Here is a 12,900-nt window from a genome sequence, read left to right as displayed (position 1 = left end):
TGAGTATTTCATTGAATTGTCTCCAGCCATTCTTCAACCGTTGCACCGGCATCCTGCCAGTCAAACCAGGCGTTCCAGAGCCGACCATTCAGCTCGACAGAAGCCTCTTCAGTTGCGAATGTTTGATTGAGTTGAATCAGATAATCGATGGCGCCGATCTGGCGGGCATCCAGTAGCTTACTTAGAAGCAAGCGTTGTTCTTTTAGCGGTTCGGCCCCCTGGTCCTGCCAAAGGCTCCAGGCTTGAGATGCCGCCAGATAGCGTTTCAGACTGGCATCATAACGTGCCCGAACACGCCTGTTTTCAGCGTAATAGTTTTGCTGGGCTTCCAGAAAATCTGACCCGGCCGCATCCACCTGATCCCGATAGCTGTTGCGGATTGGGATTGGAATGGAGGCAGAAAGCCCGACAAGGCTACTATTGCCTTCCTCGCCAACCCTGACGCCAACCGTGGGGTCAGGCATGCGTTCCGACTTGGCGACCCGAATGCGGGCGCGGGCGATCTCCGATTGCGCCTGAGCGAGGCGCAGCTCAGGGAGCCGCTCATAGACGGTTGTTTCGGGTTCTACCGCCGTATGAAGTGGCGCACCGTTAAGGCGAGGCCACATCTCCCGATCTTGGCCGCTAATCGCCACCAGCTTTTCTTCCGCTGAAGATAGCACGAGTAGCGCTTCATTCTTCGCAGCACGCGCTTCGGCGAGCGCAAGGCGCGCGGTCAGCAGTTCAGCTTGCGGCATTTCGCCTGCCTGATGGCGGCGTGTTGCCAGCTCAAGGAACTGCAAGCTTAGGTTTTCGCGCTGCGCCGCAACATTGAGTAGCCTCGATGCCGTTTGATATTCGGTAAGTGACTGCAGGATATCGCTCAATAGCGCTTTCCTGGCTATCGCGTAGCTGGCTTCGGCTGCTTCAACCTCGACGCGACCAACACCAGAGCGCGCTTTACGCTTGCCTGACCAGTCGAACGTCTGCGTCAGGCCTACTTCCTTGGTGACCTCGGAGGCGTTCTCATACCCTACTTCGATTTCAGGATTATAGATGGGACGGGATTGGCCCTTGGCCCGCGCCCTAGCAGCCGCCAGAGAAGCCTCCGCAGCCTTCAAGGCTGGATGGTCGGCAGAGACCTGTTCAATAAACTCATGAAGGACGGGACGCTTCTGGCTGTCCGCCCACACGGCAGGACCGCTTTGCACCATACTGGTACAAAGGCCGATCGCCGCGACGCCCATAAGGGCATGTCGCTTATATGTCATGCTTATTTACTCTCAAATAGATTGATATGTGCGTGGACAGTCTGGCCTCCGATCCGGAAAGCAGTGGCATGCCCTACGCAGGGAAATATCAAGAGAGAGTGATGGAAGGTGGCTGTAGGCCCGGTTTGGGGTTGAGGCCGTTAATTGCGACAGACGTCACCTGCCGCGTTTTAAAATGTGTATCTTTGATGGATAGAGCGGCAGTCTTGCCTATGGCTACGCCGTGATGAATGACATGACAGATGCAGTGCAAATCCGCTGTCGCATCTTCCTCATGATCAACTGCGTCGTGATAGGCTTCACTGACATGGTCAGCGGACTCCTGAGGGTCAAGGAAAGCAATATCCAAGGCGGGTGCTGTTACAAAAATGAACAGCAGCAATATTTTCAAATATTTCGCCATCGATAGCTTCAATGCCTAATCCCAAATTTTTACAATGCAGCTTTTACAGGTTTTCTTTACACGAGTCACTGCCCGCATTGTTCCGGCGTTTCTCTTCAGAAAGCTCAGCCCATGACTGGCGTACAATCCCGGTGGCAGAATGAATAAATAGGCCGCCCATAATACCTGCCACCAAAAGGTCAGGCCAAGCCGCATCAGTCGCCGCAATACCAGAGGCCGCTAGGACAACAGCCAGATTACCGATCGCATCGTTCCGGCTGCATAGCCAGACCGAGCGCACATTGCTGTCGCCATCCTTGTATTTAAGAAGTAACACTGCACTGATAACATTTGCAATGAAGGCGGTAATGCCGATGGCTCCCATGGTAAGGGCCTCGGGCACGCCATCAATGAAGACACGGTAAAATGTGCTGCCAAGCACCCAGGCGGCGACAATAAACAGGGATAGCCCCTTAAAAAGACCAGCCTTGGCCCGGACCGCACGCGGCATCCCTATCACAATAAGCGAGATTGTATAGGTGGCGGTATCGCCAAGAAAATCGAGAGAGTCTGCAAGGAGCGCCATTGACCCAGAGGCAAGCCCGCCCACAAGCTCGACAAAGAACATACCGAGGTTGATGGCAATGATGGCGCTCAATACCCGCTTGTACGCGGGCGATGAACCGTCAAAATTTTGATCGGAACCGCATCCACAACTACCAGACATTTTTACCTCGAATCACTATTAGTTTTGTAGGATAAACTCTAAATGCTACAGTGACTGTAGGAGCAAGGAGAAAATGCATGACGCGGGAGTTCATGATTGGCGAATTGGCCAAACGCACGGACACAAAGGTGCAAACCATTCGCTATTATGAAGACATTGGTGTCATGCCAAAGGCGACCCGGGCCGCTAACAACCGGCGCCTTTATGACGACACCCACCTTGAGCGATTGACCTTTATACGTCATAGCCGGGAACTTGGGTTTTCTCTGGATGATATAAGCAACCTCCTGGAATTGTCCGACCAACCGGGTAGGTCCTGTAGCGAAGTAGATGCAATCGCTAGAAAGCATTTAAGTGCCGTTGATAGGAAGATTGCTTCATTGCAGGTTTTGCAGGCTGAGCTAAAACGCATGATCAACGAATGCTCAGGTGGTGCGATCGCGGAGTGTCGGATCATCAAGGTGCTTGCAGACCATAGTCTCTGCAAAGAACACGGCTAGGAGCTTCACGTTTTGAAATATGGGGCCCAATGGCAAGGTGAACTCCTGCTCGCACAAGGATGGGCGCATTATCATGGCCCCGCTGGCGACACGTCGTTTCATGCGCATTATCCTGCACAACTCGTCTTCTCAGATACAGCTGAGGCGACGGTTACCCTTGATGATTGCAAGATGGTGGGTCATTTCCTTCGCGTCCCGTCGAACGCAAGGCACAGGTTGGCGCCAAGCGAGGAGCCCCTCGATCTGCTTTACATCGAGCCAACCTTATTGGAAGGGTGTGAGGGCGAACGTAAGGCACTCCAGGAGTGGCTGTCAGCGCTGCAGCAGCAAAAAACCACTATTGATGACCCCAGGATGATCCGCGCTCTTGAAGCAATCGACGGTGCATTGGGTGGCAAAGTCACGCAGAACATGATCGCGCGAGAGGCCGGTATGTCCAAAAGCAGTTTCACAGACCTGTTTCGCGCCAACATCGGTATGCCGCTTCGGCGGTATGCCCTATGGCGGCGCATAAATGTTGCGGTTGCCGCAATCGGTGCAGGTGACGACGCCACTGCGGCAGCCCACAAGGCAGGCTTTGCGGATTCTGCCCATTTCTCAAGAACAATGAGGGAGACATTTGGTGTCTCCCCCACAGATAGCGTTCTAAAGATCCAGATGACGGTTGCAGAAAAACCAGCTGTCTAGTGTTCGTGCTTCATTGGCCTATAGTCTCGGCTTGAAGAATGGGTGTGCACCACTTTCCATTCGCCCTCGACCAGGCGGAACAGGAATGTTTGGCGCCCCGCTTTATCAAAATCGCGCCCATTTTTCCTAGCTTTGCCTTTAACGCGGGTGTCGGCAACGGCCCAGGCAAAGCCGCCCTCGAAATGGATTTCGATATCCGAGAAATCCAGGTGCAGATATTCGAGAGCATCTTTCTCTGGTTCCACATGATTGGTCACCAGGTCATCCAATCCTTCATTCTGACCGCCGGACTCTACATAGCGGGCGCCCTCAAAATCGAGGAAATGCTTTCGAAACGGTGTCCCATCGCCGTTTTCCCAACCATATTCGATGGCGGCGATGATTTCTTTAATCGCTTTTTCATCGTCTGCAGACGCGAAAACGGACGTTGACCCGATGGCGATCAGTGCCGCACAGATTAGTGTTCTCACTCTATCCCTCCTTTTTTATTACAGCACTGATACTAAAGGGTTTTTATGGTATATGGCAACTCATTCTACAGGCTGGTTTGGAACTGCTGCTTCTGTTTTAGAGGGCGCTTTAAACGGCCGGATCAACTGTGCCAGATAGCCGTTCGGATAGTCGGGTTCCTTACCGATGCCCAGGTCGCTTGATGAGAAGCGGCGTTCGGCGTCGTACACGGCTGTCCCTAGCATCCGGTCCCAAACTGTGGTGAATAGGCCGAAATTCACATCGCCCTCCACAGGCCGCTTGATGTGGTGAAACCGGTGCAGAGGCGAGAGCGCCAATACATAGCGGAGCACCCCGATCTTCACATCCACATTGCTATGTTGCAGGAGCAGTTGTATGGCGATCGCGAAGGCGAGCAGGGTTGCAACGTCAAGTGGGATTCCCATCAGGATCAAAGGGCACGTGCCACCGACCGTCTCGATGGCCTGATGAAGCGGGTGCTTCATCAGGCCATTGAAGCCATACATGCGCTTGACGCTGTGATGAACCGCATGGAAACGCCAAAGGATTGGATAGAAGTGACTTGCGTAGTGCACCAAAGTGATGCCGCAGTCAGCGATCAGGATGGCGAGGAACAGTTGCCCCCACATTGGCCAGTCGGTGGGCCAAATATCGAAGCCCGGTACGATGGCGACAATCAAAGGCAGCAAGGCCACAGACGAGGCATTGGCGCCTTCATTCACAAAGGCATGAAGCACGTCTCGCCAGCTATCCCCACGGTCTTGGTTCCATTGCCTTTCGTATGGCACAAGCCGTTCCAACGCAAACGAGATACCAATAGCAAGCAGTAGCAGCACCAGCAGCGCCCCAAAACCATAACCACCTGCAACGGCATATAGCGCGGCAGTCAAAAAGCCGCCAAGCATCAATGGCACATAAGTCACCTTGATCAATTCTCTCAAAACAAACATCGATCTCTCTCCTTTGTTCAGGGCGGAGATAACGATTGGAGGTCCAAGCGGCTTGAACAAATGGCCATTTCTTCAAGCGCACTGGGTGGCTGTTCACTTAGTTTGTTGTTGAAGGAAACAATTCAGGAGGCGGTAATGTCGAATATCGCAGAACACGAAAAGGGTGAGCCCCAGGCCTTTGTCCCGGCCCTTCGCTACAAGTGGGCAACGGGTGTTTATGACCTGGTTATCGAATATTTTACGCGTGGCAGAGCGCTGCGGAGGTTGTCGGTGGACGCGATAGCGCCAGAGGCTGAAGAAACCATATTGGATCTCGGGTGTGGCACAGGTGGCCTGTCCTTCGCGCTGGCGCAAGCTGAGCTAAGGGCCAGCATCACTGGTTATGATATCGATTCCGACATCTTGGATTTGGCACGCAAGAAGACTGCCTTCCAGGACGGAGCACCTGTTGTCACATTTCGGGAAGTCAATGTGACGGACACAGCCTCACTTCCACAGCAGGATATTGGCCGGTTCGATTGTGTGACCTCCAGTCTCGTGTTTCATCATTTGACCCATGATCAAAAGCAGCGGGCTCTTAGGTCCGTTCATACGTTGCTCCGACCGGGTGGCCGGTTCGTGTTGATCGACTGGGGTCCAGGGGTGAATATGTTCCTCAGAGCCGCCTTCTGGTTGGTGCGTTTGCTTGATGGGTTGGCCGTCACCCGCGATAACGCGAACGGAAACTTGCCCGACATGCTTGAAGAAGCCGGCTTCGAGCAGGTCGACACAAAACCACTGCTGAACACCATGTTCGGCACCGTTTGGCAATATTCAGCAGCGAAGTGAACTTTACGTCTTTTAGGAGAGAGGGCACTCGCGCAAAAGCGGCTCCATATCTTGTCCCACGCAGCTGTGCTCAGTGTTGGCCAGTGGGTGAAGTCGTCTTTTCATGATCCAGGCTATTGAGCAGATCGTCAGGCATGTATGAGATGCCTGCCTTAACAACCGAAACAATCTTCCGGGTGTTTCGGATATCATCCAATGGGTTGGCGGATAGAACGACCAAGTCTGCGATTTTACCAGTCTCGATGGTGCCAATCTGGTCTTCGCGATAGACGAACTTGCTGCCGTTTTGCGTTGCGATCCTCAATGTGTCTGCGGGCGAGATGCCTGCGTCTACAAAAAGTTCCAGCTCTCGATGTAAGCTGGCGCCCGGTGTCATCCAGGGCATACAAGACATCGCTGCCAGCCCCCAACACAACACCTGCTTGGTGGAACCGCAGCGTCAATTGCTTGTCAAGCTCGAAAAGCGGTTTGACGAAAGGAACCTTGTCGCGCATGCTGTCTTGAACGATATGCACATGAAGCATCCAATTGTTGGAAGGTCTAGGGGGGGTGAGTAATTTATTTGTTTTATCCACGAAATAGACAATGACCTCTTGACCCTCGACCCTGGTCAAGGGTTATGCTGAGATAGCAATGGCTATATTTAAGAGGATACATTCGGCCCTTATGGTCTTTATGGTGACGGCATCGATGGTTGTCGTTCCAAGCGTATTCGCGGCCTCTGGCCATGATTGCTGTGTTGAAGAAATGGCTTCTCCCACGATGGCACAGATGGCAGGCGATCAAGCTGCAACAACAGTTTCGGCATTCAAGCATACCAGCATGATTCAAAAGAATGGACACATTGGTCAGGACAATAGTGCCTGTGATGTATCCTGCTGCGGGCTGGCGGTTACTGTTGCGATGATCGGACGATTGCCGCAGGCGTCAGTTACCTGGATGCTTCATACGTCTCCGGCGCCTATGCCCGGCCAACCGTTGTTCTCGACAGTTGGTGATCACATCACACCGCCTCCCCGGACCCTATAACTTTTCTCAAGCCAAATCATCTGATTCTGGTTGTCACCTACCGTTGGCAAATGGCTGCCCGGTAAAGGAAAATGTTATAATTCCCGAGAGGGTTCGGAAATGATCTCATCAGTTGTTTTATACAGTGCGGGTAAATACCCTAATTTGGGCGTTGCCTGCGATAGCGACCGGCAGCGCCGTATGGAAGGTGCATATACAAATCCATCCCACCATTTTGGCATGGGAGGGAGACCATGAAATATCTGAGCAGAAGAAGCCTCCTGAAAGGCGCGGCAGGCGGCGGCGCATTCCTGTGCCTTTCCGGTCTGTTGCCTCTGTGGGCACAAAGCGCGGACAGAGGAAACTTGGGTGTGCCATCAGGCACTGCCAACAGTTTCAATCTGGATATCGACAGATTCCCGGTCCGGATCGATGGTCGTTCCACCACTGCGGTTGGGATCAATGGCACCTTGCCTGGGCCTTTGATCCGGTTTCGTGAGGGAGATGATATTACCCTCAATGTCACTAATCGCCTTGCCGAAGATACGTCTATTCACTGGCATGGCCTTCTGGTGCCATTTCATATGGACGGTGTGCCAGGTGTTTCGTTTCCAGGCATCAAACCCGGGGAAACCTTCAGTTACCGGTTCGCTGTCCCCCAAAGTGGTACCTATTGGTATCACTCGCATTCGGGCATGCAGGAACAACTGGGCCATTATGGGCCGATCATTATCGACCCTAAAGGCGCCGATCCCGTTCAATATGACCGCGAATATGTATTGATTTTGGGCGACTGGACCTTTGAAGACCCACACCGAATTTTCGCCAAACTCAAAAAGAACGCGGAATCGCTGAATTTTCAGCGCCGGACGGTGCGCGATCTTGTTGATGACATATCCGAGAATGGCCTGGGTGACACACTTGCCGACCGGGCGATGTGGGGTCGGATGCGCATGTCATCCACTGACTGGGCAGATGTGACCGGCGCAACCTACACGTATGTCATCAACGGACATTCGACAGCAGACAATTGGAATGGTGTTTTCCATCCCGGAGAACGTGTGCGCTTGCGGATAATCAACGCAGCAGCCATGTCCATTTTCAACTTCCGGATACCAGGTATGCCGATGACGGTTGTCGCCTCGGACGGGCTGAATGTTCAGCCCGTTGAAACCGATGAATTCCAAATCGGGGTGGCTGAAACCTATGATGTGATTGTTGAGCCACGGGAAGAAAAAGCCTATGCCATGGTGGCGGAATCCATCGACCGGTCAGGTCAGGTTGTTGCCACGCTTGGGCCGAGACCCGGGATGCGCGCCGCCGAGCCGAAGATCAGAAAGCCTGTTCCTCTGACAATGAAGGATATGGGCATGGACCACGGCGCGATGTCTGGCATGGATCACAGTAAAATGGATCACGCCGCCATGGGCCATGGCACTATGACGACGCAAGGTGACACGCACCATGCCCTGCCGACAACTGGCGCCAATATCCAGCGCGGACCGGGCGTTGTGAATATTGCTGCTGCACCCGCAAACAGGCTCGACGAACCCGGGCACGGCCTTGCTGATGTCCCCCATCGTGCGTTGCGATATTCGCAGTTGCGCAGTCTGGATGTAAACCCGGACTTGCGACAGCCAGAACGTGAGATCGAACTGCACCTGACATCCAATATGGAACGATATATGTGGTCGTTCGATGGGAAACGGTATTCGGAAGTGGAAGAGCCCATCGTCTTCTATGAGGGTGAGCGCTTAAGGTTGGCGATGGTGAATGATACCATGATGCCTCACCCGATCCATTTGCATGGCATGTTTTTTGACGTTGTGAACGGTGCTGACGATCACAAACCACGCAAGCATACGATTATCGTGAAGCCCGGGGAAAAGCTGTCGGTCGATATATCAGCCGAGCATGTGGGTGACTGGGCATTCCATTGTCACCTGCTTTATCACATGGAAGCAGGCATGTTTCAGGTGGTATCCGTGCTGCCAGAATCGGAAACGCCCCCGCATATGCGGCGCCATCGAGGCAATCCAGAGTCCGATCAAGGGATGAAGAAAGAAGCCGATCACAAGCACATGCATCATGGGCATGGCGATAAGGCGGTAACCGAAACAGGGGGGCGTAAATAATGTTTAGGTACAAGATATTTTCGTCTGCAGTGGTAGTGGGCGCGCTTCTCATGAATACGGATTCTGCAGCTGCCAATGAGGAAGTGCACAGGCCGCCCGTTATCGCCGGTCAGCAGGCGGATCAGTATTATGATCCGCAGGAAATGGCGGAAAAGCGCCGAGAGATCAAAAAGGCCATGGGTGGCCAGAAAACTTACCTGCTGCAGTTTGATCGGTTTGAGCTGCAAAGCCACAATGGCGAAGACAATCTGGTCCTTGATGGCCAGGCTTGGTACGGCGGCGATATCAACAAGTTCTGGGTCAAAACAGAAGCCGAGTTGAATCTGGACAGTGGAGCCGTCGAAGAGGCCGAAGTTCAGGCGCTCTGGTCGCGCGCAGTTTCGCCTTTCTGGGATGTGCAGGCCGGTCTGCGCCATGATTTCAAACCGGATGGGCTGGATCATCTGGTCCTAGGTGTGCAGGGGCTGGCACCATATTGGTTTGAAGTGGATGCCGCAGCTTTTCTGAGCACCGACGGGGATCTGACGGCAAGCGCCGAGTTGGAGTATGATTTTCTGCTGACACAGCGCCTGATCCTGCAGCCCCGCGCCGAGATTGGGTTCTCTTTCCAGGATATAGCAAAGCAGGAGACCGGAGCGGGGTTCACCTCATTAAGTGCCGGTGTTCGGTTGCGCTATGAAGTCAAGCGGGAGTTTGCTCCCTATGTGGGTATCGAGTGGCAGCGAAAACTGGGGGGCACCGCCGATTTTGCGCGAGCAGCTGGTGAAGATGTCGGGCGAACAGTACTGGTTGCTGGCATTCGTGCATGGTTCTAGAGACGCGCATGGAAAATACACTCACATTAGTAGATGGAGCGGGCCTTAGTGGCCCGCTCGTCATACACGAAGTTGAAACATTGGTGTTTCGCAGGCATGTCCCGGCGTGCCTGAGGCGACTTGATGAAGGCGGGAGGGCCTGATGACCAGTTTGATCGAACCAAATCTGCACCCGGTGTTGGTGCATTTTGCCTATGCATTGCCGGTAACGGCGACGGTTGCTTATTGGCTTGGCACCCTTGGCCCGGAGCGGAACTGGAAGCCCGGCCTTCTCAAAGCGGCGGATTGGATGCTGGCCTTTGGCGCCCTGGCCATAATCGTGACAATCGCCGCTGGCTTTCAGGCCTACTATACGGTGGGGCATGATGGTCCCTCCCATGCTGCGATGACCACCCATAGGAGTTGGGCAGTGCCGTCCGGTCTGGCGATGTTGGTACTGGCCTTCTGGCGCTGGAAGGCCGGGCAAGCCAATCCGAAAACCCTGTTCCTGTCGTTGCTGACTGTTGCCGCGCTGGCACTTACCGTGACGGCCTGGTGGGGTGGCAGGATTGTCTATGGTTATGGGCTCGGGGTGAAAAGCCTGCCCGAGATTACCGGTGAAGGGCATGATCATGACCATGGCGATGGCAGTTCACATGACCATGCGGCCCAGCCAGACCATGCAGACAAGGCTGACGACCATGGCGAAGGTGCCGAGGCGCATGATCACGGCGATGCACATAAGGCGGAAGCGCTGGATGTCGGCGCTATTTCCGACGCTTTTTATGCAGCATTGAAAGCTGGCGATGAGGTGACAGTGGCGCGGTTGCTTGCAGACGATGTGTTGATCATTGAGGGCGGCCACGCCCAAACCAGCCAAGCCGATTATATGGCAGGGCATATGAAATCAGACATGGCGTTTCTGCCAAATATGGAAAGCGAGACCCTGTCGCGTGAAATGGGGCAGGCGGGGGACAGGGCCTGGGTCGTGACCCACTCCAGAACAACGGGTAATTACCGAGGTAAAGAGTATGACCGGATGGGTCGTGAATTTATGTTGCTCCGCCGTGAAGGACACGATTGGAAGATCGCCTTGATAGAATGGGCTGACCGGTAGCCTTTCAAAAGCCGCCCTGCAGTGTGGGCTGCGGGGCGGCACCAGCTGTGTTGTTTTAACTCGAGAAAATGTCTTCACATAATTATGGGGACTGTTGCCATGCTTGCCAAATATGTGGTTGAGTATATCGCAACAATTAGGGCATTGGCGGACCGTGCGGGTTATCTTTCTTTCTTCAGTTCTTGTGATTTTGTTGCTCGGGTCCGTTTCGGGGCGAGCGGAGCCCTTGAAAATATTGGCTGGGCAGATACCCCACGTTTTCCATCAGCAAACACCTGGCCCCCATAACCTTTTTTCGAACAGGTCGTCAGGCCCTCGGTCGGTAACCATGAAGTGAAGTTTCTGTCCTACAGACGGGCCATGCGGGATTTTGCGGAGCGCCGCGCGGATTGTCTGTATATCGCGATTGATAGTATCGATGACTATCCAATTAATGCCAATGACCGAAATCACATAAGATTTTCAGAGCCTATAAACCGTATTGGACTGCGCCTTTACACTCGCCAAGGCGAGGCGCCGGTATCTGCATATCATGAACTGCGAGGCAAGGTCGTTGTTGGAGCGGGCAGCCACTTAAAAATGCTTGAACCTCATGTAGGGATTGATTGGGATATTACCACTCTTGTAGTGGAAACCGAGGTTAAGGCCTTTGAACTGTTGGACAGGCACAGGGTGGATGTAGTTGTGTCGGTAGACTTTGATACCCGCCTGTTTGAACAAGCACATAGTCGAGGACCATATACTTATGATAAAAATCTGGAACTCGTGTCGTGGGGCGAGGTGTTGACGTGCTGGCATTCCAGGAAAACGGCTGCTGCGCTGAAAGAGGTGAATGCGGCGATTGAGGAAGCTCGCGTGACTGGGCTGTCAGAAAAGTTATTTGCTGCGGAATAAAAATGGTTTCGCTGATAGTCGGTGACGCCAAAAACGTGTAATTGGCTGTGAATGTCTCGGATATCCTCGTTTTTTGATTGTGTACCAGTCGGGATAAAAGCAACCTCTCGGGCTCACCGTAAAGGGTTGCAAACGTCTAAGACCGACTGCCCGGTTTCCAAATAAAGATTTACAAATTTAAATTGAAACCTATAGAAGGGCAAAGGCTAGGGTTGTCTAGAGTGGATTTTCGTTCATTCGGCACTCTGAATATCGCGCCACTATGCTTTGCTCCGCGGTGAAAAGTGATCTGATTACGCCGCTAATTTTTCCCGAGTATAGGGCGCCAAAGAATTCTTAAGGTTGGATTAGTGACAGCACACTCCCTTCGGGCACCCTATCAGCGTATCAAGGATGAGCTTATCCAGGCAATCAAGGATGGCACATACGGCCCAAATGACAAAGTTCCGTCAGAAAATGCCTTGATGAAACAGTATGGTGTTGCCCGCATGACGGCGCACCGAGCGCTTAGGGAACTGACGGACGAAGGCGTACTGGCGCGTGTTCCCGGTGTGGGTACGTTTGTCGCCGAAAAGACAGATGATGGCCATGTTCTGGATGTACGGAATATCGCGGACGATATTCGAGCGAGAGGTCACACTTATTCGGCGGACGTTATTCGGCGTCGCGAGGAAACTGCCACCGGCCGATTGGCGGAGCTATTCCGGATGCCGCTGGGAGAAACGCTTCTTCGTACCAGAATCGTACATCTGGAAGGTGACATGCCGTTGCAATTGGAGGACCGTTGGGTCAATCCCTGTTTCGCACCCGATTATCTGACTAATGATTTCCGGGAGATCACACCAACAGCCTATCTTCTATCGAAGTTACCCTTGCAAGAAGTCGAGCATACCATTCGCGCGGAAATGCCGAGTGAGCAGATATGCGAACTGCTCCGGATGCCTGAGAATGAACCCTGTCTTGTGCTAACCAGGCGTACTTCCATGAACAACAAAGTCATTACTTTTGCACGCATGTTTTTCCCGGGAAGCCGATATCGGTTGGGAAATAAATTCAGCGCCAATGTTAATCTCGACTAAATAGCTTCCGACCGCGTAACATCACGGAAATGTGATTGACGCTCATCAACCATCCATTTTGCTTCGCTCTCAACACTC

General features: G+C 53.2%; 15 protein-coding genes. 9 read left to right on the top strand and 6 right to left on the bottom strand.

Annotated features, from left to right (window positions below):
- Positions 1 to 8: 8 nt before the first annotated feature.
- From B3Z17_RS07285 to B3Z17_RS07275, 3 genes are all read right to left on the bottom strand, one after another.
- Positions 9 to 1,250: a TolC family protein gene (locus B3Z17_RS07285; RefSeq protein WP_286829197.1), complete on the bottom strand. Its 1,242-nt coding sequence runs from the start codon at positions 1,248 to 1,250 to the stop codon at positions 9 to 11.
- Positions 1,251 to 1,338: 88 nt separating this feature from the next.
- The gene (locus B3Z17_RS07280; protein ID WP_286829196.1) at positions 1,339 to 1,653 is read right to left on the bottom strand and encodes a hypothetical protein; all 315 of its coding nucleotides are present in this window, start codon (positions 1,651 to 1,653) and stop codon (positions 1,339 to 1,341) included.
- A gap of 43 nt (positions 1,654 to 1,696) precedes the next feature.
- Positions 1,697 to 2,359: a cation transporter gene (locus B3Z17_RS07275; protein WP_286829195.1), complete on the bottom strand. Its 663-nt coding sequence runs from the start codon at positions 2,357 to 2,359 to the stop codon at positions 1,697 to 1,699.
- A 77-nt stretch (positions 2,360 to 2,436) separates the two neighbouring features.
- On the opposite strand from B3Z17_RS07275, the gene B3Z17_RS07270 reads away from it, so the two are divergent.
- Positions 2,437 to 2,859 carry a MerR family transcriptional regulator gene (locus tag B3Z17_RS07270; RefSeq protein WP_286829194.1) on the top strand — a complete coding sequence of 141 codons (423 nt, stop codon included), beginning with the start codon at positions 2,437 to 2,439 and terminating at the stop codon, positions 2,857 to 2,859.
- A gap of 171 nt (positions 2,860 to 3,030) precedes the next feature.
- Positions 3,031 to 3,546: a helix-turn-helix transcriptional regulator gene (locus B3Z17_RS07265; RefSeq protein ID WP_286829193.1), complete on the top strand. Its 516-nt coding sequence runs from the start codon at positions 3,031 to 3,033 to the stop codon at positions 3,544 to 3,546.
- On the opposite strand, the gene B3Z17_RS07260 is transcribed toward B3Z17_RS07265, so the two are convergent.
- A complete protein-coding gene (locus B3Z17_RS07260; protein WP_286829191.1) occupies positions 3,543 to 4,016 on the bottom strand; it encodes a YybH family protein in 474 nt (157 codons plus the stop codon). The two genes, B3Z17_RS07265 and B3Z17_RS07260, sit on opposite strands and share 4 nt — an antisense overlap.
- A gap of 60 nt (positions 4,017 to 4,076) precedes the next feature.
- The gene (locus B3Z17_RS07255; RefSeq protein ID WP_286829190.1) at positions 4,077 to 5,027 is read right to left on the bottom strand and encodes a sterol desaturase family protein; all 951 of its coding nucleotides are present in this window, start codon (positions 5,025 to 5,027) and stop codon (positions 4,077 to 4,079) included.
- A 75-nt stretch (positions 5,028 to 5,102) separates the two neighbouring features.
- Here B3Z17_RS07255 and B3Z17_RS07250 point away from each other — a divergent pair, with 75 nt between their 5' ends.
- Entirely contained in the window at positions 5,103 to 5,795 is a 693-nt protein-coding gene (locus B3Z17_RS07250; RefSeq protein WP_286829189.1) for a class I SAM-dependent methyltransferase, read from the top strand.
- Positions 5,796 to 5,865: 70 nt separating this feature from the next.
- Here B3Z17_RS07250 and B3Z17_RS07245 read toward each other — a convergent pair whose 3' ends face one another.
- The gene (locus B3Z17_RS07245) at positions 5,866 to 6,189 is read right to left on the bottom strand and encodes an amidohydrolase family protein (RefSeq protein ID WP_286829187.1); all 324 of its coding nucleotides are present in this window, start codon (positions 6,187 to 6,189) and stop codon (positions 5,866 to 5,868) included.
- A gap of 239 nt (positions 6,190 to 6,428) precedes the next feature.
- On the opposite strand from B3Z17_RS07245, the gene B3Z17_RS07240 reads away from it, so the two are divergent.
- The 6 genes from B3Z17_RS07240 (at position 6,429) to hutC (ending at position 12,822) form a co-directional block, all read left to right on the top strand.
- Positions 6,429 to 6,824: a hypothetical protein gene (locus B3Z17_RS07240; RefSeq protein ID WP_286829186.1), complete on the top strand. Its 396-nt coding sequence runs from the start codon at positions 6,429 to 6,431 to the stop codon at positions 6,822 to 6,824.
- A gap of 233 nt (positions 6,825 to 7,057) precedes the next feature.
- Positions 7,058 to 8,938, top strand: coding sequence for a copper resistance system multicopper oxidase (locus tag B3Z17_RS07235; RefSeq protein WP_286829185.1), 1,881 nt, complete (start codon positions 7,058 to 7,060; stop codon positions 8,936 to 8,938).
- A gap of 50 nt (positions 8,939 to 8,988) precedes the next feature.
- A complete protein-coding gene (locus B3Z17_RS07230; RefSeq protein ID WP_286829184.1) occupies positions 8,989 to 9,753 on the top strand; it encodes a copper resistance protein B in 765 nt (254 codons plus the stop codon).
- Positions 9,754 to 9,895: 142 nt separating this feature from the next.
- Positions 9,896 to 10,849, top strand: a complete 954-nt coding sequence (locus B3Z17_RS07225) for a DUF2231 domain-containing protein (RefSeq protein ID WP_286829183.1) — start codon at positions 9,896 to 9,898, stop codon at positions 10,847 to 10,849.
- 360 nt (positions 10,850 to 11,209) lie between these two features.
- Positions 11,210 to 11,743, top strand: a complete 534-nt coding sequence (locus tag B3Z17_RS07220) for a transporter substrate-binding domain-containing protein (RefSeq protein ID WP_286829182.1) — start codon at positions 11,210 to 11,212, stop codon at positions 11,741 to 11,743.
- 350 nt (positions 11,744 to 12,093) lie between these two features.
- Positions 12,094 to 12,822: a histidine utilization repressor gene (hutC, locus tag B3Z17_RS07215; RefSeq protein WP_286829181.1), complete on the top strand. Its 729-nt coding sequence runs from the start codon at positions 12,094 to 12,096 to the stop codon at positions 12,820 to 12,822.
- Positions 12,823 to 12,900: the final 78 nt, after the last annotated feature.

Source organism: Kordiimonas sp. UBA4487 (genome assembly GCF_002389025.1).
Classification (GTDB): Bacteria; Pseudomonadota; Alphaproteobacteria; order Sphingomonadales; family Kordiimonadaceae; genus Kordiimonas; species Kordiimonas lacus.
Note: the sequence above shows the minus strand (reverse complement) of the source record. Positions and strands in the feature narration are given on the sequence as shown.

Bases quoted from the DNA above. Each gene is read 5' to 3' on its own strand.
- B3Z17_RS07285 (WP_286829197.1), bottom strand. From the start codon at position 1,250: ATGACATATAAGCGACATGCCCTTATGGGCGTCGCGGCGATCGGCCTT.
- B3Z17_RS07280 (WP_286829196.1), bottom strand. From the start codon at position 1,653: ATGGCGAAATATTTGAAAATATTGCTGCTGTTCATTTTTGTAACAGCA.
- B3Z17_RS07275 (WP_286829195.1), bottom strand. From the start codon at position 2,359: ATGTCTGGTAGTTGTGGATGCGGTTCCGATCAAAATTTTGACGGTTCA.
- B3Z17_RS07270 (WP_286829194.1), top strand. From the start codon at position 2,437: ATGACGCGGGAGTTCATGATTGGCGAATTGGCCAAACGCACGGACACA.
- B3Z17_RS07265 (WP_286829193.1), top strand. From the start codon at position 3,031: ATGGTGGGTCATTTCCTTCGCGTCCCGTCGAACGCAAGGCACAGGTTG.
- B3Z17_RS07250 (WP_286829189.1), top strand. From the start codon at position 5,103: ATGTCGAATATCGCAGAACACGAAAAGGGTGAGCCCCAGGCCTTTGTC.
- B3Z17_RS07245 (WP_286829187.1), bottom strand. From the start codon at position 6,189: ATGTCTTGTATGCCCTGGATGACACCGGGCGCCAGCTTACATCGAGAG.
- B3Z17_RS07240 (WP_286829186.1), top strand. From the start codon at position 6,429: ATGGCTATATTTAAGAGGATACATTCGGCCCTTATGGTCTTTATGGTG.
- B3Z17_RS07235 (WP_286829185.1), top strand. From the start codon at position 7,058: ATGAAATATCTGAGCAGAAGAAGCCTCCTGAAAGGCGCGGCAGGCGGC.
- B3Z17_RS07230 (WP_286829184.1), top strand. From the start codon at position 8,989: ATGAATACGGATTCTGCAGCTGCCAATGAGGAAGTGCACAGGCCGCCC.
- B3Z17_RS07225 (WP_286829183.1), top strand. From the start codon at position 9,896: ATGACCAGTTTGATCGAACCAAATCTGCACCCGGTGTTGGTGCATTTT.
- B3Z17_RS07220 (WP_286829182.1), top strand. From the start codon at position 11,210: ATGCGGGATTTTGCGGAGCGCCGCGCGGATTGTCTGTATATCGCGATT.